We start from the raw sequence: 22,806 nt of genomic DNA on the forward strand, positions 1-22,806 counted from the left end.
TGTCCTCATGAAGAGGGGGACACCGTTTCCGGTGTCCCCCTCAGGGCTGCTAGTCGCGGGCGGCGGTCAGGTGTTCCGCGTGTTCCTGCAGTGAGCGGACGCCCACATCACCGTGGTTGAGGGCGTCGATGCCCTGGACGGCGGCGGCGAGCGCCTGGACCGTCGTCAGGCACGGGACCGACCGTGCCACGGCCGCCGTACGGATCTCGTAGCCGTCGAGGCGGCCACCGGTGCCGTACGGGGTGTTGACGATGAGGTCGACCTCGCCGTCGTGGATGAGCTGGACGATGGTCTTCTCGCCGTTCGGGCCGGTGCCCTCGGACTGCTTGCGCACGATCCTGGCGTTGATGCCGTTGCGCTTGAGGACCTCGGCGGTGCCGGAGGTGGCGAGCAGCTCGAAGCCGTGGGCGACCAGCTCACGTGCCGGGAAGATCATCGAGCGCTTGTCACGGTTGGCGACCGAGATGAACGCGCGGCCCTTGGTGGGCAGCGGACCGTAGGCGCCCGCCTGCGACTTGGCGTACGCCGTGCCGAAGACGGAGTCGATGCCCATGACCTCGCCGGTGGAGCGCATCTCCGGGCCGAGGACGGTGTCGACGCCGCGTCCGTGGATGTCGCGGAAGCGCGACCACGGCATGACGGCCTCCTTGACGGAGATCGGCGCGTCGAACGGCAGCTCGCCACCGTCGCCGTTGGCCGGAAGCAGCCCCTCGGCCCGCAGTTCGGCGACGGTCGCGCCGAGCGAGATCCGGGCGGCGGCCTTGGCCAGCGGTACCGCGGTCGCCTTCGAGGTGAAGGGGACGGTGCGGGACGCGCGCGGGTTGGCCTCCAGGACGTAGAGGATGTCGCCGGCCATCGCGAACTGGATGTTGATCAGGCCGCGGACGCCCACGCCCTTGGCGATCGCCTCGGTGGAGGCCCGCAGGCGCTTGATGTCGAAGCCGCCCAGCGTGATCGGAGGCAGCGCGCACGCCGAGTCGCCGGAGTGGATGCCGGCCTCCTCGATGTGCTCCATGACGCCGCCGAGGTAGAGCTCCTCGCCGTCGTAGAGGGCGTCGACGTCGATCTCGATGGCGTCGTCGAGGAAGCGGTCGACCAGGACCGGCCGGGAGGGGCTGATCTCGGTCGACTCGGCGATGTAGGACGCGAGGCGGCTCTCGTCGTAGACGATCTCCATGCCGCGTCCGCCGAGGACGTACGACGGCCGCACCAGGACCGGGTAGCCGATCTCGTCGGCGATGGCCTTGGCCTCGGCGAAGGTGGTCGCGGTGCCGTGCTTGGGGGCAGGGAGGCCCGCCTCGGCGAGCACGCGGCCGAAGGCGCCGCGGTCCTCGGCGGCGTGGATGGCCTCCGGCGGGGTGCCCACGATCGGGACGCCGTTGTCCTTCAGCGCCTGGGCCAGGCCCAGCGGGGTCTGGCCGCCCAGCTGGACGATGACACCGGCGATCGGGCCCGCGAGGGACTCCGCGTGGACGATCTCCAGCACGTCTTCCAGCGTCAGCGGCTCGAAGTACAGGCGGTCGGAGGTGTCGTAGTCCGTGGAGACGGTCTCCGGGTTGCAGTTGACCATCACGGTCTCGTACCCGGCCTCGCTCAGCGCGAAGGAGGCGTGGACGCAGGAGTAGTCGAACTCGATGCCCTGGCCGATGCGGTTGGGGCCGGAGCCGAGGATGATGACGGCCGGCTTCTCGCGGGGGGCGACCTCCGTCTCCTCGTCGTAGGAGGAGTAGAAGTACGGCGTCTTCGCGGCGAACTCGGCGGCGCAGGTGTCGACCGTCTTGTAGACCGGGCGGATGCCGAGCGCGTGCCGGACCTCGCGGACGACGTCCTCGCGCAGACCGCGGATCTCGCCGATCTGCTGGTCGGAGAAGCCGTGCCGCTTGGCCTCGGCCAGCAGGTCGGGGTCCAGCTTCGGCGCCTCGGCGAGCTCGTCGGCGAGCTCCTTGATGAGGAAGAGCTGGTCGACGAACCAGGGGTCGATCTTCGTGTACTCGAAGATCTCCTCCGGCGTGGCGCCCGCGCGGATGGCCTGCATGACGGTGTTGATCCGGCCGTCGGTGGGACGGACGGCCTCCGTCAGCAGCGCCTCCTTGTCGCCGGGCTCGCCGACGAAGGTGAACTGGCTGCCCTTCTTCTCCAGCGAGCGCAGCGCCTTCTGGAAGGCCTCGGTGAAGTTGCGGCCGATGGCCATGGCCTCGCCGACCGACTTCATGGTCGTGGTCAGCGTGGAGTCGGCCTGCGGGAACTTCTCGAAGGCGAAGCGCGGGGCCTTCACGACCACGTAGTCGAGCGTCGGCTCGAAGGAGGCCGGGGTCTCCTGCGTGATGTCGTTGGGGATCTCGTCGAGGGTGTAGCCGACGGCGAGCTTGGCCGCGATCTTGGCGATCGGGAAGCCGGTCGCCTTGGAGGCGAGGGCCGAGGAGCGCGACACGCGCGGGTTCATCTCGATGACGATGACGCGGCCGTCGACCGGGTCGATCGCGAACTGGATGTTGCAGCCGCCGGTGTCGACGCCGACCTCGCGGATGATCGCGATACCGACGTCACGAAGGCGCTGGTACTCGCGGTCGGTCAGCGTCATCGCGGGCGCGACGGTGATCGAGTCGCCGGTGTGGACGCCCATGGGGTCGAAGTTCTCGATGGAGCAGACGACCACGACGTTGTCGTTCTTGTCGCGCATCAGCTCCAGCTCGTACTCCTTCCAGCCGAGGATGGACTCCTCCAGGAGCACCTCGGTGGTCGGGGAGAGCGTGAGGCCCTGGCCCGCGATGCGGCGCAGCTCCTCCTCGTCGTGGGCGAAGCCGGAGCCGGCGCCGCCCATGGTGAAGGACGGGCGGACGACGACCGGGTAGCCGCCGAGCGTCTCGACGCCCTTGAGGACGTCGTCCATGGAGTGGCAGATGACCGAGCGGGCGGACTCGCCGTGCCCAATCTTCGCGTTCACCGCTTCGACGACGCCCTTGAAGAGGTCGCGGTCCTCACCCTTGTTGATGGCCTCGACGTTGGCGCCGATCAGCTCGACGCCGTACTTCTCCAGCGTCCCGGACTCGTGCAGCGAGATCGCCGTGTTGAGGGCCGTCTGACCGCCCAGGGTGGGCAGCAGGGCGTCGGGGCGCTCCTTGGCGATGATCTTCTCGACGAACTCCGGGGTGATCGGCTCGACGTAGGTGGCGTCGGCGATCTCCGGGTCGGTCATGATCGTCGCCGGGTTGGAGTTGACCAGGATGACCCTGATGCCCTCAGCGCGCAGGATGCGGCACGCCTGGGTGCCGGAGTAGTCGAACTCGGCGGCCTGGCCGATGACGATCGGGCCGGAGCCGATGACCAGGACGGACTGGATATCGGTGCGCTTAGGCACGCTGGCCCTCCAACAGAGATACGAAGCGGTCGAACAGGTAGGCGGCGTCGTGCGGGCCCGCTGCCGCTTCGGGGTGGTACTGCACGCTGAAGGCCGGCTGGTCGAGCAGCTGGAGGCCCTCCACCACGTTGTCGTTGAGGCAGACGTGGGAGACCTCGGCGCGGCCGTAGGGGGTGTCGGACACCTTGTCGAGCGGGGCGTCGACGGCGAAGCCGTGGTTGTGCGCGGTGACCTCGACCTTGCCGGTCGTACGGTCCTGCACCGGCTGGTTGATGCCGCGGTGGCCGTACTTCAGCTTGTAGGTGCCGAAGCCGAGGGCGCGGCCCAGGATCTGGTTGCCGAAGCAGATGCCGAAGAGCGGGGTCTTGCGCTCCAGGACCGCCTGCATGACGGAGACCGGGTGGTCGGCGGTGGCCGGGTCGCCGGGGCCGTTGGAGAAGAACACGCCGTCCGGGTTCACGGCGTACACGTCCTCGACGGTCGCTGTGGCGGGCAGCACATGCACCTCGATGCCGCGCTCGGCCATGCGGTGCGGGGTCATGCCCTTGATGCCGAGGTCGACGGCGGCGACGGTGAACTTCTTCTCGCCGATCGCGGGGACGACGTACGTCTCCTTGGTGGCGACCTCGGCGGAGAGGTTCGCGCCCTTCATCTCGGGGGCCTGGCGGACCTCGGCGAGCATGGTGCCGTCGTCGGGCAGCGCGTTGCCGGAGAAGATGCCGACGCGCATGGCGCCGCGCTCACGCAGGTGGCGCGTCAACGCGCGCGTGTCGATGCCGGAGATCCCGACGACACCCTGCCGGACGAGCTCCTCGTCCAGGGAGCGGCGCGAGCGCCAGTTGGAGGGCACGCGCGCGGGGTCGCGCACGACGTAGCCGGCGACCCAGATCCGCTGCGACTCGGCGTCCTCGTCGTTGACGCCGGTGTTGCCGACGTGCGGGGCGGTCATCACGACGACCTGGCGGTGGTACGACGGGTCGGTGAGGGTCTCCTGGTAGCCGGTCATGCCGGTGGAGAACACCGCCTCGCCGAAGGTCTCCCCCACGGCCCCGTAGGCACGGCCACGGAAGATCCGGCCGTCCTCCAGGACGAGTACCGCGGGAGACACCTCTTTCCTCTGCGAGGCGGTCCCCTTCGTGGAGGTCGTCATCGTGCGCCTTCCGTTTCCGTCTTGTTGATCATGGAGTTAATGGTGTCGACCCACTCGTTGTGCTCGGCCGCGCGGTCGGAGCGGAACCCGGAGTCGAGCAGCCGGTCGCCGTGCTCCCAGGTCACGACCAGCAGCCCGCCCTCGGTGAGGACCTTGCCGGCGATGCCCTTGTCGAGCCGGGCCTCGCGCAGTGCGGCGGTGGGGACGAAGAAGTCGGCCGCGCCGGGGCGTACGACGTCCAGTCCCGCGTCCGTCAGCGTGAGCTCGACCCGGCTGCGGGTGCCGAGGCCGTGCGCCACGATGCGGTCGAGCCACTGCCCGGCGGTGGTGGAGCCGTGGTAGCGGCCGCTCATCGTCAGTTTCGCCGCACCGGGCTCGGACGGCGCGGCGGGCAGCTCGGGCAGGTCGCCCTGGAGCGTGCCGCGCCACTTCCAGCCCTCGCGCATCAGCCAGTAGATGAGCGCGACGAACAGCGCGAGTCCGACGAGCCACCCGACCCGGGCGGCCCAGTCGGTGACCTCAGCCGATTTCTGCTCGGCGGCCAGCAGGATTACAGGTGTCACGTGAGCTTCCCGTCGACGAGCGTGGCCTTGCCCCGCAGCCAGGTGTGCGTCACACGGCCCGGCAGCTCACGCCCCTCGTACGGGGTGTTCCGGCTGCGCGAGGCGAAGCCTGCGGGGTCCACGTCCCCACGGTATTCCGTGTCGACGAGCGTGAGGTTGGCGGGCTCACCTGCCGAGACGGGGCGGCCGTGCCCGGTGGCCCGCCCGATCTGCGCGGGCTTGAAGGACATGCGGTCGGCGACTCCGGCCCAGGTGAGGAGCCCGGTGTCCACCATGGTCTCCTGCACCACTGACAACGCGGTCTCCAGGCCGACCATCCCCATGGCGGCCGCGGCCCACTCGCAGTCCTTGTCCTCGTGCGGGTGCGGGGCGTGGTCGGTGGCGACGATGTCGATCGTGCCGTCGGCCAGCGCCTCGCGCAGGGCGAACACGTCGCGCTCGGTGCGCAGCGGCGGGTTGACCTTGTAGACCGGGTTGTAGGTGCGCACCAGCTCGTCGGTGAGGAGCAGGTGATGCGGGGTGACCTCGGCGGTGACGTCGATGCCGCGGGACTTGGCCCAGCGGACGATCTCGACGGAGCCGGCGGTCGACAGGTGGCAGATGTGGACGCGGGAGCCGACGTGCTCGGCGAGCAGGACATCCCGGGCGATGATCGATTCTTCGGCCACCGCGGGCCAGCCGCCGAGCCCCAGCTCGGCCGAGACGACGCCCTCGTTCATCTGGGCGCCCTCGGTCAGCCGCGGCTCCTGCGCGTGCTGGGCGACGACCCCGCCGAAGGCCTTCACGTACTCCAGCGCCCGGCGCATGATCACCGCGTCGTCGACGCACTTGCCGTCGTCGGAGAACACGGTCACACCGGCCGCCGACTCGTACATGGCTCCCAGCTCGGCGAGCTTGCGGCCCTCCAGGCCGACGGTGACGGCACCGATGGGCTGCACATCGCAGTACCCGTGCTCCTGGCCGAGCCGGTAGACCTGCTCGACCACGCCGGCGGTGTCGGCGACCGGGAAGGTGTTGGCCATGGCGAAGACGGCCGTGTAGCCACCGGTGGCCGCCGCGCGCGTGCCGGTCAGGACGGTCTCGGAGTCCTCGCGACCGGGCTCGCGCAGATGGGTGTGCAGGTCGACGAGGCCCGGCAGGAGGACCTTGCCGGCCGCCTCGACGACCTCGGCGCCCTCGTCCGACAGACCGCTGCCCACCTCGGCGATGACGCCACCGTCGATCAGGACGTCCTGCGGCTCGCCGCCGAGCAGCTTCGCACCACGGATCAGGATCTTGCTCATGTCTCTTACTTCTCCTCGATACGGGTGTGGCTGACGGCGGGCTCGTTGCCACCCAGCAGCAGGTACAGAACGGCCATCCGGATGGAGACTCCGTTTGCGACCTGCTCCACGACGGTGCAGCGGTCGGAGTCGGCGACCTCGGCGGTGATCTCCATGCCGCGGACCATCGGCCCGGGGTGCATCACGATGGCGTGCTCGGGCAGCTTCGCCATGCGCTCGCCGTCGAGGCCGTAGCGCCGCGAGTACTCGCGCTCGGTCGGGAAGAACGCGGCGTTCATACGCTCGCGCTGCACGCGCAGCATCATCACCGCGTCGGACTTGGAGAGCGTGCTGTCCAGGTCGTACGACACCTCGCACGGCCAGGACCCGACGCCGACCGGCACCAGGGTGGGCGGGGCGACGAGGGTGACCTCGGCGCCGAGGGTGTGGAGCAGGTCGACGTTGGAGCGGGCGACCCGGCTGTGCAGGACGTCGCCGACGAGCGTGATGCGCTTGCCGGACAGGTCCTGGCCGAGGCCGGCGTCCCTGCCGATGAGGCGGCGGCGCATGGTGAAGGCGTCCAACAAGGCCTGGGTGGGGTGCTGGTGGGTGCCGTCGCCGGCGTTGATCACGACGGCGTCGATCCAGCCGGAGGTGGCGAGCCGGTACGGGGCTCCGGAGGCGCCGTGCCGGATGACGACGGCGTCGACGCCCATGGCCTCCAGGGTCTGGGCGGTGTCCTTGAGGGACTCGCCCTTGGACACGCTCGACCCCTTGGCCGTGAAGTTGATGACGTCCGCGGACAGGCGCTTCTCCGCGGCTTCGAAGGAGATACGCGTGCGCGTGGAGTCCTCGAAGAACAGGTTGACGATCGTGCGGCCGCGCAGGGTCGGCAGCTTCTTGATCGGCCGGTCGGCGACCCGGGCCATCTCCTCGGCGGTGTCGAGGATCAGGACGGCGTCGTCGCGGGTGAGGTCGGCGGCCGAGATGAGATGACGCTGCATCTGTCAGGCTCCGTAGGAAAGTTCGGGAGATTACGGGCAAGTGCGGGCACGCCGAAGTCAGGCGTCCCTCGCCGTCTCGCTACGGGGTCTGCTTGGCGCCGAGCAGCACGGTGTCGCGACCGTCCTCCTCGGCGAGCAGGACCTTGACCGTCTCCCGCAACGACGTGGGGAGGTTCTTGCCGACGTAGTCGGCGCGGATGGGCAGTTCGCGGTGGCCGCGGTCGACGAGGACCGCGAGCTGCACCGCGCGCGGACGCCCGATGTCGTTCAGGGCGTCGAGGGCGGCGCGGATGGTGCGGCCGGAGAAGAGCACGTCGTCGACGAGGACGACGAGACGGCCGTCGATGCCGTCACCGGGGATCTCGGTGCGGGCCAGCGCACGCGGCGGGTGCATGCGCAGATCGTCCCGGTACATGGTGATGTCGAGCGAACCGACCGGAATCTTGCGCTCGGTGATCTCCTCGAGCTTGGCGGCGAGCCGCTGGGCGAGGAAGACGCCGCGGGTCGGGATGCCGAGGAGCACCACGTCGTCAGCGCCCTTGGCGCGTTCGACGATCTCGTGGGCGATGCGGGTCAACACGCGTGCGATGTCGGGGCCTTCGAGAACGGGCCGGGCGGCATCGGACGGTGCGTCCTGCTGGTTGTCGTGCTGGTTGTCCATATGAAACGGACCTCCTTCTCCGCCTCACGGGACGGACCTTAAAGGACGTCGGAATTGCGCCATCCACGGTAGCAGGCCGGGACGACCACCCCGTTCACCCCCTTGGCCTAATCAGCCACCACGCGCACGGAAGAGTCGGTGTGGACCATTCGGCTTGACGCACAAGAGTCACGCTGCGTAACCTCACAGTGAGTTACCAGACGCGCGGCAGGAAACAACCCCAGTCGCGTTGATCCAGTGTCCGGGGAGCTATATGTCCAGCGAATACGCCAAACAGCTCGGGGCCAAGCTCCGGGCCATCCGCACCCAGCAGGGCCTTTCCCTCCACGGTGTCGAGGAGAAGTCCCAGGGACGCTGGAAGGCGGTCGTGGTCGGTTCGTACGAACGTGGCGACCGTGCCGTGACCGTGCAGCGTCTCGCCGAGCTGGCGGATTTCTACGGCGTACCCGTCCAGGAGCTGCTGCCGGGCACCACGCCGGGCGGAGCCGCCGAGCCGCCGCCGAAGCTGGTCCTCGACCTGGAGCGGCTGGCCCATGTGCCGGCCGAGAAGGCGGGCCCCCTGCAGCGCTACGCCGCGACTATCCAGTCGCAGCGCGGTGACTACAACGGCAAGGTGCTCTCGATTCGCCAGGACGACCTGCGCACACTCGCCGTCATCTACGACCAGTCGCCCTCGGTCCTCACCGAGCAGCTGATCAGCTGGGGCGTCCTGGACGCCGACGCGCGTCGCGCGGTCTCCCACGACGAGGGCTGAGCCGCTTCCAGCCTCAGCAGAAACGTGCCGCCGGGGTGGCCGGAACTTCACGGTTCCGGCCACCCCGGCGGCTTTCTGCGGCCCTCGGGGGCCTCAGGGGCACCGGGATGCCAGAGGGCCCGCAGCAGTCACGCTGCGGGCCCTCTGGCATGTCGTACCTCTGGCGACCTGGCGGCTCCTACGCCTCGTCGCGACGCAGAGACGGCTTCAGGTCCTTGAAACGGCCCAGCAGGCCGTTCACGAACGCCGGCGACTCGTCCGTGGAGAACTCCTTCGCCAGCTGCACCATCTCGTCCAGCACGACGGCGTCAGGGGTCGCGTCGACCCAGATCAGCTCGTGCGCGCCGAGGCGCAGGATGTTGCGGTCCACGACCGGCATCCGGTCGAGCGTCCAGCCGACCGAGTACTGCGCGATCAGCTCGTCGATGCGCTTCGCGTGCTCCGCGTAGCCCTCGACCAACTGCATCGTGTACTCGCTGACCGGCGGCTGCCGGGTGTCGTCCCGGGACAGCCGGATCCAGTCCGCGAGGACCGTCAGGACATCGACGCCGCGCTGGTCGCCCTCGAAGAGGATCTGGAAGGCGCGCTTGCGGGCCGTGTTGCGGGCAGCCACGGTTAGCTGTTCACCCGGCCGAGGTAGTCGCTCGTGCGGGTGTCGACCTTGATCTTCTCACCGGTGGTGATGAAGAGCGGCACGTTGATCTGGTGACCGGTCTCCAGGGTGGCGGGCTTGGTGCCACCGGTGGAGCGGTCACCCTGCAGGCCCGGCTCGGTCTCCTGGACGACGAGCTCGACGGCGGCCGGCAGCTCGACGAAGAGCACCTCGCCCTCGTGCTGCGCGACGGTCGCCGTGAAGCCCTCGATCAGGAAGTTGGCGGCGTCGCCGACGGCCTTGCGGTCGACCATGAGCTGGTCGTAGGTCTCCATGTCCATGAAGACGAAGTACTCGCCGTCCATGTACGAGAACTGCATGTCGCGCTTGTCGACAGTGGCCGTCTCGACCTTGACGCCGGCGTTGAACGTCTTGTCGACGACCTTGCCGGACAGCACGTTCTTGAGCTTGGTGCGCACGAAGGCCGGGCCCTTGCCGGGCTTGACGTGCTGGAACTCGACGACGGACCAGAGCTGGCCGCCTTCGAGCTTGAGCACAAGGCCGTTCTTGAGGTCGTTCGTGGAAGCCACGGTTGCGGAATCTCCTGGACTGACGTGGACGACCCCGGCGCACGCACCTGACTAGAGGGCGAGCAGCTCCTTGGTCGTGATGGTGAGTAGCTCGGGTCCGCCGTCCGCCTCGGGGCGTACGACGAGCGTGTCATCGATCCGGACACCGCCCCGGCCCGGGAGGTGGACCCCCGGTTCGACGGTGACCGGCACGCAAGCGTCCAGTTTACCCATGGCTGCGGGGGCCAGCTGCGGGTCCTCGTCGATTTCGAGTCCCACGCCGTGTCCGGTCAGGACCGGAAGGGCCTCCGCGTACCCCGCGGAGTCCAGTACCTGCCGTGCCGCACGGTCCACTTCGCGGTAGGCCGCGCCGGGTGCGAGAGCCTCCCGTCCGGCCCGCTGGGCAGCGAAGACGAGGTCGTACAGCTCGATCTGCCAGTCCGCCGGCGACGTACCGATCACGAACGTACGGCCGATCTCACAGCGGTAGCCACGGTACGTCGCCCCGAGGCACACGGAGAGAAAGTCGCCTTCCTCGACGCGGCGGTCGGTGGGGCGGTGAGCCCGTCGGCCGGAGTTCGGGCCGGTGGCGACGGAGGTGGGGAAAGCGGGGCCGTCGGCGCCGTGATCCACGAGGCGCCGTTCCAGTTCCAGAGCCAGGTGCCGTTCGGTGCGGCCGACGAGGATGGACTCCAGGAGCTCCCCCAGGGCCTGGTCGGCGATCTCCGCGCCGATCCGGAGGCATGAGATCTCCTCCTCGTCCTTGATGATCCGGAGCTGCTCGACGGCTCCGCCGAGGTCGTTGAGCCGCAGGCGCGGGACGACCGAGCGGAGGGCTCTGTGCCGGGCGACGGTGAGATGGTGCTCCTCCACCGCGAGGGAGTCGCCGCCCTGAGCGGCGGCGAGGTCACCGGCCGCGACGGCGGGATCGCCTCCGGCGCCGGTGAGTGTGTGCAACCTCAGCGCCTCGTCCGGGCGGCCGTCCGAGGGACGGTCGTCCGGTGGGCCGGAGCACACCAGCAGGTCCTCGGTCTTGCCGAGGAGCAGGACGGCGCCATGCGGGGCTGCGCCCGCGAGGTAGCGCACGTTGGCGGGGCGGGAGATGAGGGCCGACGTGCTGCCGACCGCGTTGCAGCGTTCCCTCAGCCTGGTGCGGCGGGCCGCGTAGACCTCTGACATGACACGAGCGTAGGAGCCGTGTCTGGTTTGTGCCGGTTGGGAGGGTGCCGTTCGGGGGACGGGGTGCCTCTACAGGTTGTGTGCCGACCGACGGTGCGTGGGGGCTGGTCGCGCAGTTCCCCGCGCCCCCTGGGTGGGTCCGGGCACCCCTGATTACCAGCTCGGGGGGCTTGCGATCGATCGTGCCAGTACGTCGTCCAGCACCTGCGCCGTCTGCGGTACGTCCAACTGTGAATTGTCGATGATCGGCAGGCCCGAGCCGTACCAGCCCGCCATGCGGCCGTGGATGCGGGCGACCTCCTCGTCGGTGAGGCGGCGGTTGCCGGAGCGTTCCGCGTTGCGTTCCAGGACGATCTCCAGGCCCGGCAGCAGGACCACCGGCAGCAGCCCCGGACCCACGTGCCGCTTCCAGCCGCCGAGGCCCACGACCGGGCGGTCGGGGAAGACGGCGTCGTCGAGGATGCAGGAGATGCCGTTGGCGAGGAAGTTGCGGGCGGCGAAGCCGCAGGTGCGGCGGGCGAGGCGGTACTGGGCCTCGGAGTGGTCGTTCCAGCCGGACTGAGGGTCGGCGAAGCCCGAGCGGACCCATTCGCGGACGTCGTCGAGGCTGATGTGGGCGGTGGGAACCCGGCGGTGGTCCGCCCAGTACTTGGCGACGCTCGTCTTGCCGGCGCCCGCCGGGCCGATCAGCAGCACCGCGAGGGTCGTGCCGGCGGGGTCGGGCGCGACCGTGGCGGGCGGGGTCGCGGGGAATCCGACGGGGCCGCCGGGGGGCAGCGGCACATGGCCGGTGGTGTCCGGGGGCGGAGGGACCGGCGGGTGGGGAGGCTGTGGGGCGAAGCCCGGGGCCGGGGGCGGTGGGGGCACCGAGGCGGAAGCCTGGTGCGCACCCGGGTGGTGGGAACCCGGGTGGTGTGCGGCCGGCGACCAGCCGACGGCCGGTCCGTGCCCCGGCTGGTGGGGCGGCGGCAGCGGAGAACCCACTGCGTGCTGCATCCGGTGCCACTCCGTCTCGTACAGGCAATTGGCGCTGGCAGCAGGGTTCGAACCCCGCTCCTTACCGAACGGTACCGTCCCCGGCCGCCGTTTGGTGAACGGCCGGGGACGGCCCTAAGTGCCCGTGCCCGTAAGGCAAATCGGACGGATGGCTCCTGTACGGACTACTCGCCCACCTCGCCGTACGCGGCGAGCAGCACGGCCGGGTCGGGGCCCTCCAGGACGGTGGGCTTGCCCAGTCCGTCCAGGACGATGAAGCGCAGCAGGTCGCCGCGGGACTTCTTGTCGACCTTCATGTTCTCGAGCAGCTTGGGCCACTGGTCGTAGCGGTAGTGCAGCGGCAGGCCGACCGACTCCAGGACCGTGCGGTGACGGTCCGCCGTGGCGTCGTCCAACCGGCCCGCGACACGGCCGAGTTCGGCCGCGAAGTGCATGCCCACGGCGACGGCGGCGCCGTGCCGCCACTTGTACCGCTCGTTCTTCTCGATGGCATGGGCCAGCGTGTGACCGTAGTTGAGGATCTCCCGCAGCCCCGACTCCTTCAGGTCCGCGGAGACGACCTCGGCCTTGACCCGGATGGCACGCTCGATCAGCTCGGACGTGTGCGGGCCCGCCGGGGTGCGCGCGGCCTCGGGGTCGGACTCGATGAGGTCCAGGATCACCGGATCGGCGATGAAACCGGCCTTGATGATCTCGGCGAGTCCGGAGACGTAGTCGTTGACCGGCAGGGAGTCCAGCGCGGCCAGGTCGCACAGCACACCGGCCGGCGGGTGGAAGGCACCGACGAGGTTCTTGCCCTCGGCGGTGTTGATGCCGGTCTTGCCGCCGACGGCCGCGTCCACCATCGCCAGGACGGTGGTGGGGATCGCGATCCAGCGCACGCCGCGCAGCCAGGTCGCGGCCACGAAACCGGCCAGGTCGGTGGTCGAGCCGCCGCCGACGCCCACGACGACGTCGGTACGGGTGAAGCCGGACTGGCCCAGCGCCTTCCAGCAGTAGGCGGCGACCTCGGCGGTCTTGGCCTCCTCGGCGTTGGGCACCTGGATGGCGACCGTCTCGAAGCCCTGCTCGGCAAGGTCGGCCCGCAGCGCCTCACCGGTCTCGGCGAGCGCCTCGGGATGGACGACCGCGACCCGCATGGCCCTGGGACCGATCAACGCACCGAGCTCACCCAGGAGCTGACGGCCCACCAGGACCTCGTACGGCTCACTGCCCGCGGTGCCGCCGACCTGGATCCGCGTCGCTGCCTCGCTCATGCTTCCTTCAACTCCAGTGCGTCCAGGGCGGCTTGGGTGACTTCTTCGGGCGTACGGCCGTCCGTGGCGACCACCGCCGTGGCGACCCCCTCATACAGGTGCCGCCGTGCCTCCATCAGCTCGCGCCACTGCTTGCGCGGATTGACCGCGAGCAGCGGACGGGCAGCGTTCAGGCCGGTGCGCTGGACCGCCTCCTCGACGTCCATCGAGAGGTAGACGACCCGCTCCCCGGCCAGGAGCGCCCGTGTGTCCGCGTCCAGGATCGAGCCGCCGCCCAGGGCGAGAACACCGTCGTGCTCGGCGAGCGCCCGGCGCACGGCGGCCTTCTCGATCGCCCGGAAGACCGGCTCGCCCTCGTCGACGAAGATCTCGGCGATGGTCCGGCCCTGCGCGGCGACGATGTCGTCGTCGGTGTCCCGGTAGCCGACACCCAGCCGTGCGGCCAGCAGCTGTCCGACGGTGGACTTGCCCACGCCCATCGGGCCGACCAGCACCACCTGCGGACGGGTCATCGGATGGCCAGGTTCTCGAGGTACGACCGGACGTTCCGACGGGTCTCGGGCACCGAGTCGCCGCCGAACTTCTCCGCCACGGCGTCCGCGAGGACCAGGGCGACCATGGCCTCGGCGACGATGCCCGCGGCGGGCACCGCGGAGACGTCGGAGCGCTGGTGGTGGGCCTGGGCGGCCTCGCCGGTGGTGACGTCCACGGTCTGCAGGGCGCGCGGGACGGTCGCGATCGGCTTCATCGCGGCACGTACGCGCAGCAGCTCGCCCGTGCTCAGACCGCCCTCGGTGCCGCCGGAGCGGCCGGAGACGCGGCGGATGCCCTCGGGCGTGTTGACGATCTCGTCGTGCGCCTGGGAGCCGGGCACCCGCGCCAGCTCGAAACCGTCACCGAGCTCGACGCCCTTGATGGCCTGGATCCCCATGAGCGCACCGGCCAGACGGGCGTCCAGCTTGCGGTCCCAGTGCACATGCGAGCCAAGGCCCACCGGGACGCCGTAGGCCAGGATCTCGACCACACCACCGAGGGTGTCGCCGTCCTTGTGAGCCTGGTCCACCTCGGCGACCATCGCCTTCGACGCATCCGCGTCGAGGCAGCGCAGCGGGTCGGCGTCCAGCTTCTCGACGTCGGCCGGCGTGGGGTACACACCCTGCGGGGCCTTCACGGAGCACAGCTCCACGACGTGCGAGACGATCTCGATACCGGCCGTCTCCTTGAGGTAGGACCGGGCCACCGCGCCCAGCGCCACACGCGCCGCGGTCTCGCGGGCGGAGGCACGCTCCAGGATCGGGCGGGCCTCGTCGAAGCCGTACTTCTGCATGCCCGCCAGGTCGGCGTGGCCGGGCCGCGGCCGGGTCAGCGGGGCGTTGCGCGCGAGTCCGGCCAGGATCTCCGGGTCGACGGGGTCGGGAGCCATGACCTGCTCCCACTTGGGCCACTCGGTGTTACCCACCATGATCGCGACCGGCGAGCCGAGAGTGAGACCGTGCCGGACGCCGCCGAGGAAGGTGACCTGGTCCTGCTCGAACTTCATCCGCGCACCGCGGCCATAACCGAGCCGGCGCCGGGCCAGGTGATCCGCCACCATCTCCGTGGTGATCGGCACACCGGCGGGAAGGCCCTCCAGCGTCGCCACGAGTGCGGGACCGTGGGACTCCCCCGCGGTCAGCCAGCGCAACCTGCTCAACGGTGCTCCTCAGTGCTCGCGCCCTCGTACTGCCCTGCGTACACGCGTCCTCGCGTACGGCAATGGCGCGACCGGGTGCGCGGCCCCGGCCCGCCACCTTCGATCCTCCCATGCCCGGCACGCTCCTCCCGCCGCTGGTCCATCAGGCGGACGGACGGATGCACACCGGAACGGCTCAGACTGAACCGTTCCCCTGCCGGTTCTGCGGCGCGTAGGCCCCCAGGAAGTCGGCACCGCTCTGCTGGACGGGCGCCGGCTGAGGCGGGGCAGGCGGCTGCTGGGGCGCGTACGCACCGAGATAGTCGGCGCCGCTGCGCTGCCCGTACTGCGCCGCCGCGTGGACCGGCTGCCCGTTGCGCACGGCACGCCGGTAGTCGATCTTGCGCTTGAGCTTGACGCCCCAGGACACGAGCACCACGAGCACGACCAGGGCGATCACCGTGATCTGCACCCAGTCGGGCATGAACTTCAGTACGGCCTCGAATATCTCGCTCTTGCCAGATGCCAGCTGCATGCCTGCGGACACGTCTGTGCTCCCCTCCCGGTTCCGCCCCCTGCGGAACCCGCAGGATCCTAGCGGCCGGACAGCGCGTGCTCGCCCGCTTTTCGCATGGCCGCCAGCGGGGCCCGGGCACAGCCCGTCATCTGCTCGACCTGCAGCACCGCCTGGTGCACCAGCAGGTCGAGTCCACCGACCACGGCGCCGCCGAACATGGACCAGCGGGCCGCGAGCTCAGTGGGCCATGGCTCGTAGAGCACGTCGAAGAGGGTGGTGGGCCGCTCGGGTACGGCGGCGGCCAGGGCGTCCGTCGTGCCGGCCGGGGTGGTGGCGATCACCAGGGGGTGGTGCAGCGCGTCGGCGGCGTCGGTCCAGTCCTCGGTACGCACCTCGACGTCGAGACGTTCGCCCCACTGCCGCATCTCGGCGGCCCGGGCCTCGCTGCGGACGTAGACGACGACCTCACCGGTGCAGACGCGGGCCAGCGCGGCCAGCGCGGAGGACGCGGTGGCGCCCGCGCCGAGGATCGCGGCGGAGTCCACCTGCTCGATGCCGTGCTCACGCAGGGCGGCGACCATCCCGGGGATGTCGGTGTTGTCGCCGACGCGGCGGCCGTCCTCGGTGAACACGAGGGTGTTGACCGCCTCGACCGAGGCGGCGGTCTCGCTGACCTCGTCGAGCAGCGGGATGACGGCCCGCTTCAGCGGCATGGTCAGCGACAGCCCGGCCCACTCAGGCCCCAGTTCCGCGACGAACCCGGGCAGCGCGGCCTCATCGACGTCGAACCGGTCGTACGACCAGTCCGTAAGCCCCAGCTTCTCGTACGCGGCGCGGTGCAGCACCGGCGAGAGGGAATGGTCGATGGGCGAACCGAGCACGGCGGCCCGGCGGGCGTCAGTGGCCCGAGCTGTCATTGAACCTGTCCTTGAGCCTCGCGAATCCGCCCTGCGGCGCCTGCGGATTCGGTCCGTGTCCCGACATCGGCCCTCAGTCGAACAATTATCCGGAAATCGCCACTCGGCATCCGGAAACCCGCTGTCTGACGACCCTTCGGGATCGTATCGTCCCTCGCGTCTTGATCCTTTGTCGGTGAGGACACCCCACACCACCATGAGACACGTTCTGAGAGCGGTCGTGGCGATCTGCGCCGCCCTGGGCACCAGTCCTCCCACGAACTGGGCCTCTACCTGGAGACGGGCGGTCCACAGGCGATCGTCTACCTGCTCTACAACTCCTACGCCGGTCCCGTGCGCGTGAAGGCCGCGGGCAAGTGCGTCCAGTACATGGAGTCGACCCGCTGGTGGAGCTCTTCGTCTCCGTACACCGACACGTACACGAGCCCGCTGTGCTGGTGCGGCTGACGGATCGGCCGAACGGTCGGGCCCCAGGGCGGACTTCCGCCGCGGGGCCCGACCGTTGTCAGTCCTCGTTCCTCGACGCGTTGAACTGCTGGACCAGCTTGTCGTGCTCCGCGAGCGTCTTGGTGAACTTGCTGGTCTTGCCGTCCAGCGAGATGAAGTAGTACCAGCCCTGCTTCGTCGGGTTGAGCGCTCCCTTGAGGGCCTCCGCACCGGGGTTGTCGATGGGCCCGGGGGGCAGTCCCTTGACGTAGTACGTGTTGTACGGGTTGTTGTACTGCTTCAGCTCGGCGATCGTCAGGTCGATCTTGCTCTGGTTCTTGACGTAGTTGTACGTGGAGTCGAACTCCAGGGAGCCGTACGTCTGCGGGTTCCCGGGCTTGAGCCGGTTGTAGACGACCTCGGCCATCTTGCGGAAGTCGTCGTGGCTGGTGCCCTCGGCCTGCGCGAGACTCGCCACGGTGAGCAGCTCCCAGGGACCGTCGAGGCCCAGGCCCTCGGCCTTCTTCTCCAGGCCGAGGGCCTCGTACGTGTCGTTCGCCCGGGAGACCATCTCCTTGAGGACGGTCTCCGGCTTCTGCCCCTTGCTGGCCGCGTAGGCGGAGGGGTAGAGGAACCCTTCGAGCGGGTCCTTCAGTTCGGAGTGGCCGAGCGCCCAGTCGGGGAGCCCGAACTCCTTGTACTTCTGCTTCGCGACCTTCGCCGTGGTGCCCTTGTCGAGGTCGAGGCGCTTGTCGATCGCCTCGTAGACCTTTGAATTGCGCTGGCCCTCGGTGACGATCAGGTTGTTCTTGCTCTTGGGGTCGAGCATCAGCGCCACGGCGCTCTCGGCGGACATCTCCTTGTTCAGGAGGTAGGAGCCGGCCTGGATGCTGCCCGAGTTGTCGTTCTGGGTGAACGCGGACACGAACGCGTCCACGCTCTTCACGACGCCGGCCTTCTCGAGGAGCCGCCCGATCTCCGCGCCGTTGGCACCCTTCGGGACGCTGACGGCCACCGTCGCACTCGTTCCGTCGCCCGCGAAGTCCGGAGCCGAGGAGAAACGATCCTGGTAGAACTGGTAGCCGAAATATCCGACTCCGCCGACTCCGCCGCCGAACACCAGCAGGACCACCAGGCAGGCGCACCCACTGCGCCGCTTCTTCGGTTTCTTGCCGCCGCGGCCCCTGCGGTCGCCGCGTCCGCCCTCGTCGGTGTCCTCGGCATCGTCCTCGTCGTCACCGCCGCCCGCGAAGAAGGCGTGTTCGCCCTGGTCGGGGCCGGGATCCCAGTCCGCCCGCTGCGGTTCCGGCTCGGTGCGGCGGCGACTCGGCGGCTCCGGCGGCGGGTAGGCGTCGGGGGCGCCGTAGTAGTCCGGCTGCTCCCCGGTGCCGTACGCGGCGGCCTGCTGACCGTAGGGGTCCGACGGGTCCGTGTACTGGACGTGCGTGTGCGTCCCGGTGCCCCAGCCGTTGTTGTCGTACTGCTGCTGGTGCTGCTGCGGCGTGTACTGCTGCTGGTCGTAATTCTGGTTCGGGTCGTACTGCTGCTGGTCGTACTGCTGCGGGTACTGCTGCTGCGCCTGACCGTAATCGCCCTGCTGGCCCGTGCCCCAGTCGCCGTACTCCGACTGCTGCTGCGGCTGCTGCGGATAGTGCTGCGGCTGGCCGCCGTAGGCAGCTTGATGGCCGACGTGGCCCTGCTGCCCTTCCCATCCGCCGTCCCCGTAATACGGGTCCTGCGGATGCCACGGTTCGGAGCCTTCCTGGCCCCGGCCATACTCAGTCATCGATCCCCTAGAGCCGCGAGGCGGCGGTCGCGCGGCTTGTGGCCCGGCATCAGTTCCGCCTCTCTCTGTGCGGCATCTGTTCGAACAGCGCCGCAGTCGCGCGGAACGTTACCGTATCGCGATCAGATGACCACTTCGACGCTCTCTCCGGGTGCTTTACCTGACACCCGTTCGGATTCGAGCGCCTGCTGGAGGATGATCACAGCGGCGGCCTGGTCGATGACGGAGCGGCCCTTCTTGGATTTCACGCCCGAGGCGCGCAGTCCCTGGCTGGCCGTCACGGTCGTCATCCGCTCGTCGACCAGGCGAATCGGTATCGGCGCGATGCCCTTGGCGAACTCCTGGGCGAAGGCCCTGACCTTGACCGCGGCCGGGCCCTCGCCCCCCTTGAGGGAGCGAGGGAGTCCGACCACGACCTCGATCGGCTCGTACTCCTCGACGATCTGCTTCAGCCTTCGATGGGCGGCCGGGACATCCCGGCCGGGGACCGTCTCCACCGGAGTGGCGAGGATCCCGTCGGGGTCGCACGAGGCGACCCCGATCCGGGCGTCCCCGACGTCGATGGCGAGTCGGCGGCCTCTGCGCATCGTCACTTCGCGGTGTCCGTGACCAGACGCTCGACGGCCTCGACGGCCTCGCCGATCGCGGCCGCGTTCTGGCCGCCGCCCTGGGCGACGTCCGGCTTGCCGCCACCGCCGCCACCGAGGGTCTTGGCGGCCGTACGGACCAGGTCGCCGGCCTTGAGGCCACGCTCACGGGCGGCCTCGTTGGTGGCGATGACCGTGAGCGGCTTGCCGTTGACCGTGGTGAACAGCGCCACGACCGCGGCCCGGCCGCCCTGGATGCGGCCGCGTACGTCGAGGACCAGCTTGCGCAGGTCGTCGGCGGTGGTGCCGTCCGGGACCTGACCGGTGACGAGGGCGATACCGCGGATGTCCTTGGCGGACTCGGCGAGACCGCCCGCGGCCTGCAGGACCTTCTCGGCGCGGAACTTCTCGATCTCCTTCTCGGCGTCCTTCAGCTTGCCGAGCATGGCGGAGACCTTCTCCGGGAGCTCCTCCGGGCGCCCCTTGATCAGCTCCTGGAGCTGGGCGACGACGGTGTGCTCACGGGCGAGGAAGTTGTAGGCGTCGACGCCGACGAGGGCCTCGATACGGCGCACACCCGAGCCGATCGACGACTCACCGAGCAGCTTGACCAGGCCGAGCTGCGAGGTGTTGTGCACGTGGGTGCCGCCGCACAGCTCCTTGGAGAAGTCGCCGATGGTGACGACGCGGACGCGCTCGCCGTACTTCTCGCCGAACTCGGCGATGGCGCCCTGCTTCTTGGCCTCGTCGAGGCTCAGGATCTCGGCGTGCACATCGAGGTCGCGGGCGAGCACCTCGTTGATCTTCTGCTCGACGTCGGTCATCACGGCCGTGGGAACGGCGGACGGGGAGCCGAAGTCGAAGCGGAAACGGCCGGGCTGGTTCTCGGAACCGGCCTGGGCGGCCGTCGGGCCGAGCGCGTCGCGCAGGGCCTGGTGGGTGAGGTGGGTGGCCGAGTGGGCGCGGGCGATGGCCGTGCGGCGGCGGAAGTCGATCGAGGCCTGGGCCTTGGCACCGACGGTGACCTCGCCGAACTGCACGACGCCCTTGTGGACGTACACCCCCGGGACCGGCTTCTGACAGTCGCGGATCTCGATGACGGCACCGGAGTCGACCTTGATCTTGCCGGTGTCACCGATCTGGCCGCCGCCCTCGGCGTAGAACGGGGTGCGGTCGAGGACGATCTCGACCTCGTCGCCCTCGGTGGCGGCCGGGGAGGAGGCGCCGTCGACGAGGATGCCGACGATCGTGGACTCGCTCTCGGTGTCCGCGTAGCCGATGAACTCGGTCTCGCCGGCCTTGTCCGCGATCGCGCGGTAGGCGCCGGCGCCGGCGTGGCCGGTCTTCTTGGCCTGCGCGTCGGCCTTGGCGCGCTCCCGCTGCTCCTTCATCAGACGGCGGAAGCCGTCCTCGTCCACGGACAGCCCCTGCTCGGCGGCCATCTCGAGGGTGAGGTCGATCGGGAAGCCCCAGGTGTCGTGGAGCAGGAACGCCTTGTCGCCGGCGAGGACCCTGCCACCGGAGGCCTTGGTCTCGGTGACGGCGGTGTCGAGGATGTTGGTGCCGGCCTTCAGCGTCTTGACGAAGGCGTTCTCCTCGGCCAGGGCGACCTTCTCGATGCGCTCGCGGTCGGAGACGAGCTCCGGGTACTGCTGGCCCATCATCTCGATCACCACGTCGATCAGGTCCTTGACAACCAGACCCGTGGCACCGAGGAGGCGCATGTTGCGGATGGCGCGGCGCATGATGCGGCGCAGGACGTAACCGCGGCCCTCGTTGCCGGGGGTCACGCCGTCGCCGATGAGCATCACGGACGTCCGCATGTGGTCGGTGACCACGCGCAGGGAGACGTCCGAGTCGTGGGCGTCGCCGTAGGCCACGCCGGTCAGCTCGGTGGCCTTCTTGATGACGGCCATGGAGGTGTCGATCTCGTACATGTTCTGCACGCCCTGCAGAATCATCGCGAGTCGCTCGAGGCCGAGGCCCGTGTCGATGTTCTTGCTGGGGAGCTCGCCGAGGATCTCGAAGTTGTCCTTGCCGATGCCCTCGCCACGCTCGTACTGCATGAAGACGAGGTTCCAGATCTCCACGTACCGCTCGTCGTTGACGGCGGGGCCGCCCTCGACGCCGAACTCGGGGCCGCGGTCGTAGTTGATCTCGGAACAGGGGCCACAGGGTCCGGGGACGCCCATGGACCAGTAGTTGTCCTTCATGCCGAGGCGCTGGATGCGCTCCTTCGGCACCCCGACGACCTCGTGCCAGATGCGCTCGGCCTCGTCGTCCTCGAGGTAGACGGTGATCCAGAGTTTCTCCGGCTCCAGGCCGTAACCACCCTTGTCCTGGGGGCTGGTGAGCAGCTCCCAGGCGTACTTGATGGCGCCTTCCTTGAAGTAGTCGCCGAAGGAGAAGTTGCCGCACATCTGGAAGAACGTGCCGTGTCGGGTGGTCTTGCCGACCTCTTCGATGTCGGGCGTGCGCACGCACTTCTGCACGCTGGTCGCGCGCGCCCATGGCGGCTTGACCTCACCGAGGAAGTAGGGCTTGAAGGGGACCATGCCGGCGGGGACCAGGAGCAGAGTCGGGTCGTCCGCGATGAGCGACGCCGAAGGGACGACGGTGTGACCGCGCTCCTCGTAGAAGCTCAGCCAGCGGCGGCGGATCTCGGCCGACTCCATCAGTGGTCCTCGTTTCGGTTGTACGGGTACGTCCGGTACGTCGATCCCTCGACGTACTTCGGGTTGTTGCGGTTCTCGATGGCGGCGTGCCGCCGGGGTGCGGGGAGTTCGGGGTCGACCGGGGCGTTCAGCCCGAGTGCGTCACCCAGTTCTTCCTCGCGCTGGGCCATGTTGTCGCGGACGTCGAGCGCGAAGCCCACCGCGCGGTCCTTGATGCGGTGACCGGCCTCGAGCGCCTTGTTCGCCGCGGTCGCGGCGAGGCTCTCGGGGGTCAGCTGCCTCAGCTTGCGGTTGACCTTGGTGGTGGCCCACACACCGGCGGCGACGCCCGTGCTGAACCAGAACGTACGGCGGAACATCGCTAGGTCTCAGTCCTTCTTCCGCTTGCTCCGTCGTGACGCCGGAACGGTGCGGCCCACGATCACGGTACGCCGGGGTGCCTCGGCGGGCACGTCGTCCTTGCGGCCGCTGATCGCCCTGCGCACGCCGTACCCGAAGGCCGCGACCTTGACCAGGGGGCCGCCGAAGGTGGAGGCGACGGTGGTGGACAGCGCGGAGGCGTTGGAGGTGACCTCCTGGACGTCCGAGGCGATCGCGTCCACCCGGTCGATCTGGGTCTGCGCGGAGCGGACCGCCGAGGAGGCGTCCGCCAGGAGCGGGACGGCCTGGTCGGTCACGTCCGCCACCAGCTTGGTGGTCGCCCTGAGCGTCTGGGCCAGCCTCGCCAGCGCGACGGCGAGGAAGGAGACCAGGATCGCCCAGAAGACGGCCACCAGGATCCCGGCCACCTCGCCACCGGACACCGCGCACCCGCTCCCTGTACGTGCCTGAACATCGAAAAAGTCGTGCGGTGAGCCTATCGCGCCGCGGGCGGGCCTCAGC

General features: G+C 69.7%; 21 protein-coding genes. 1 reads left to right on the forward strand and 20 read right to left on the reverse strand.

Annotated features, from left to right (window positions below; translation table 11 throughout):
• Positions 1 to 49 precede the first annotated feature (49 nt).
• The 6 genes from carB to pyrR form a co-directional block, all read right to left on the reverse strand.
• Entirely contained in the window at positions 50 to 3,358 is a 3,309-nt protein-coding gene (gene carB, locus OHU89_RS10680) for a carbamoyl-phosphate synthase large subunit (protein WP_405641956.1), read from the reverse strand.
• Positions 3,351 to 4,508 carry a glutamine-hydrolyzing carbamoyl-phosphate synthase small subunit gene (gene carA, locus OHU89_RS10685; protein ID WP_405641958.1) on the reverse strand — a complete coding sequence of 386 codons (1,158 nt, stop codon included), beginning with the start codon at positions 4,506 to 4,508 and terminating at the stop codon, positions 3,351 to 3,353. Before carA ends, carB begins: the two co-directional genes overlap by 8 nt.
• Entirely contained in the window at positions 4,505 to 5,071 is a 567-nt protein-coding gene (locus OHU89_RS10690) for a hypothetical protein (protein ID WP_405641960.1), read from the reverse strand. The genes carA and OHU89_RS10690 overlap by 4 nt, the downstream gene beginning before the upstream one ends.
• A complete protein-coding gene (locus tag OHU89_RS10695; RefSeq protein ID WP_405641962.1) occupies positions 5,068 to 6,354 on the reverse strand; it encodes a dihydroorotase in 1,287 nt (428 codons plus the stop codon). Before OHU89_RS10695 ends, OHU89_RS10690 begins: the two co-directional genes overlap by 4 nt.
• Positions 6,355 to 6,359: 5 nt before the next feature.
• A complete protein-coding gene (locus OHU89_RS10700; RefSeq protein ID WP_405641963.1) occupies positions 6,360 to 7,337 on the reverse strand; it encodes an aspartate carbamoyltransferase catalytic subunit in 978 nt (325 codons plus the stop codon).
• A 79-nt stretch (positions 7,338 to 7,416) separates the two neighbouring features.
• Positions 7,417 to 7,998 (reverse strand): bifunctional pyr operon transcriptional regulator/uracil phosphoribosyltransferase PyrR, encoded by a 582-nt coding sequence (gene pyrR / locus OHU89_RS10705; protein ID WP_267017939.1) that lies wholly within the window; start codon positions 7,996 to 7,998, stop codon positions 7,417 to 7,419.
• 253 nt (positions 7,999 to 8,251) lie between these two features.
• On the opposite strand from pyrR, the gene bldD reads away from it, so the two are divergent.
• Complete coding sequence (bldD, locus tag OHU89_RS10710) at positions 8,252 to 8,752, forward strand: transcriptional regulator BldD (protein WP_067366005.1); 501 nt, start codon at positions 8,252 to 8,254, stop codon at positions 8,750 to 8,752.
• Positions 8,753 to 8,930: 178 nt separating this feature from the next.
• Here bldD and nusB read toward each other — a convergent pair whose 3' ends face one another.
• From nusB to OHU89_RS10780, 14 genes are all read right to left on the reverse strand, one after another.
• A complete protein-coding gene (nusB, locus tag OHU89_RS10715; protein ID WP_046260054.1) occupies positions 8,931 to 9,365 on the reverse strand; it encodes a transcription antitermination factor NusB in 435 nt (144 codons plus the stop codon).
• Positions 9,366 to 9,367: 2 nt separating this feature from the next.
• Entirely contained in the window at positions 9,368 to 9,934 is a 567-nt protein-coding gene (gene efp / locus OHU89_RS10720) for an elongation factor P (RefSeq protein WP_020128856.1), read from the reverse strand.
• Positions 9,935 to 9,985: 51 nt separating this feature from the next.
• Entirely contained in the window at positions 9,986 to 11,092 is a 1,107-nt protein-coding gene (locus tag OHU89_RS10725) for an aminopeptidase P family protein (RefSeq protein ID WP_405641966.1), read from the reverse strand.
• 153 nt (positions 11,093 to 11,245) lie between these two features.
• On the reverse strand, positions 11,246 to 12,088 hold the full coding sequence (locus OHU89_RS10730) for a Pro-rich N-terminal domain-containing protein (protein ID WP_405641968.1): 843 nt from the start codon (positions 12,086 to 12,088) through the stop codon (positions 11,246 to 11,248).
• Positions 12,089 to 12,252: 164 nt separating this feature from the next.
• Positions 12,253 to 13,344: a 3-dehydroquinate synthase gene (gene aroB, locus OHU89_RS10735; RefSeq protein WP_405641970.1), complete on the reverse strand. Its 1,092-nt coding sequence runs from the start codon at positions 13,342 to 13,344 to the stop codon at positions 12,253 to 12,255.
• Positions 13,341 to 13,856, reverse strand: coding sequence for a shikimate kinase (locus tag OHU89_RS10740; RefSeq protein ID WP_405641971.1), 516 nt, complete (start codon positions 13,854 to 13,856; stop codon positions 13,341 to 13,343). Before OHU89_RS10740 ends, aroB begins: the two co-directional genes overlap by 4 nt.
• The gene (gene aroC / locus OHU89_RS10745) at positions 13,853 to 15,037 is read right to left on the reverse strand and encodes a chorismate synthase (protein ID WP_405641973.1); all 1,185 of its coding nucleotides are present in this window, start codon (positions 15,035 to 15,037) and stop codon (positions 13,853 to 13,855) included. Before aroC ends, OHU89_RS10740 begins: the two co-directional genes overlap by 4 nt.
• 175 nt (positions 15,038 to 15,212) lie before the next feature.
• Complete coding sequence (locus OHU89_RS10750; protein WP_405641975.1) at positions 15,213 to 15,563, reverse strand: hypothetical protein; 351 nt, start codon at positions 15,561 to 15,563, stop codon at positions 15,213 to 15,215.
• A 47-nt stretch (positions 15,564 to 15,610) separates the two neighbouring features.
• Positions 15,611 to 16,450, reverse strand: coding sequence for a shikimate dehydrogenase (locus OHU89_RS10755; protein ID WP_405641976.1), 840 nt, complete (start codon positions 16,448 to 16,450; stop codon positions 15,611 to 15,613).
• A 505-nt stretch (positions 16,451 to 16,955) separates the two neighbouring features.
• On the reverse strand, positions 16,956 to 18,662 hold the full coding sequence (gene mltG, locus OHU89_RS10760) for an endolytic transglycosylase MltG (RefSeq protein ID WP_405641978.1): 1,707 nt from the start codon (positions 18,660 to 18,662) through the stop codon (positions 16,956 to 16,958).
• Positions 18,663 to 18,784: 122 nt separating this feature from the next.
• Positions 18,785 to 19,249, reverse strand: a complete 465-nt coding sequence (gene ruvX / locus OHU89_RS10765; RefSeq protein WP_266899739.1) for a Holliday junction resolvase RuvX — start codon at positions 19,247 to 19,249, stop codon at positions 18,785 to 18,787.
• 2 nt (positions 19,250 to 19,251) lie between these two features.
• Entirely contained in the window at positions 19,252 to 21,924 is a 2,673-nt protein-coding gene (gene alaS / locus OHU89_RS10770; protein ID WP_405641980.1) for an alanine--tRNA ligase, read from the reverse strand.
• Positions 21,924 to 22,283 carry a hypothetical protein gene (locus OHU89_RS10775; RefSeq protein ID WP_046260066.1) on the reverse strand — a complete coding sequence of 120 codons (360 nt, stop codon included), beginning with the start codon at positions 22,281 to 22,283 and terminating at the stop codon, positions 21,924 to 21,926. The genes alaS and OHU89_RS10775 overlap by 1 nt, the downstream gene beginning before the upstream one ends.
• A gap of 9 nt (positions 22,284 to 22,292) precedes the next feature.
• Positions 22,293 to 22,727, reverse strand: coding sequence for a DUF948 domain-containing protein (locus OHU89_RS10780; protein ID WP_266895014.1), 435 nt, complete (start codon positions 22,725 to 22,727; stop codon positions 22,293 to 22,295).
• Between the last annotated feature and the right edge of the window lie 79 nt (positions 22,728 to 22,806).

The sequence above is a fragment of the Streptomyces sp. NBC_00019 genome (assembly GCF_045041015.1).
GTDB lineage: Bacteria > Actinomycetota > Actinomycetes > Streptomycetales > Streptomycetaceae > Streptomyces.

Bases quoted from the DNA above. Each gene is read 5' to 3' on its own strand.
- carA (WP_405641958.1), bottom strand. From the start codon at position 4,508: ATGACGACCTCCACGAAGGGGACCGCCTCGCAGAGGAAAGAGGTGTCT.
- OHU89_RS10695 (WP_405641962.1), bottom strand. From the start codon at position 6,354: ATGAGCAAGATCCTGATCCGTGGTGCGAAGCTGCTCGGCGGCGAGCCG.
- OHU89_RS10700 (WP_405641963.1), bottom strand. From the start codon at position 7,337: ATGCAGCGTCATCTCATCTCGGCCGCCGACCTCACCCGCGACGACGCC.
- pyrR (WP_267017939.1), bottom strand. From the start codon at position 7,998: ATGGACAACCAGCACGACAACCAGCAGGACGCACCGTCCGATGCCGCC.
- bldD (WP_067366005.1), top strand. From the start codon at position 8,252: ATGTCCAGCGAATACGCCAAACAGCTCGGGGCCAAGCTCCGGGCCATC.
- OHU89_RS10725 (WP_405641966.1), bottom strand. From the start codon at position 11,092: ATGTCAGAGGTCTACGCGGCCCGCCGCACCAGGCTGAGGGAACGCTGC.
- OHU89_RS10730 (WP_405641968.1), bottom strand. From the start codon at position 12,088: ATGCAGCACGCAGTGGGTTCTCCGCTGCCGCCGCCCCACCAGCCGGGG.
- aroB (WP_405641970.1), bottom strand. From the start codon at position 13,344: ATGAGCGAGGCAGCGACGCGGATCCAGGTCGGCGGCACCGCGGGCAGT.
- OHU89_RS10740 (WP_405641971.1), bottom strand. From the start codon at position 13,856: ATGACCCGTCCGCAGGTGGTGCTGGTCGGCCCGATGGGCGTGGGCAAG.
- OHU89_RS10755 (WP_405641976.1), bottom strand. From the start codon at position 16,450: ATGACAGCTCGGGCCACTGACGCCCGCCGGGCCGCCGTGCTCGGTTCG.
- mltG (WP_405641978.1), bottom strand. From the start codon at position 18,662: ATGACTGAGTATGGCCGGGGCCAGGAAGGCTCCGAACCGTGGCATCCG.
- ruvX (WP_266899739.1), bottom strand. From the start codon at position 19,249: ATGCGCAGAGGCCGCCGACTCGCCATCGACGTCGGGGACGCCCGGATC.
- alaS (WP_405641980.1), bottom strand. From the start codon at position 21,924: ATGGAGTCGGCCGAGATCCGCCGCCGCTGGCTGAGCTTCTACGAGGAG.
- OHU89_RS10775 (WP_046260066.1), bottom strand. From the start codon at position 22,283: ATGTTCCGCCGTACGTTCTGGTTCAGCACGGGCGTCGCCGCCGGTGTG.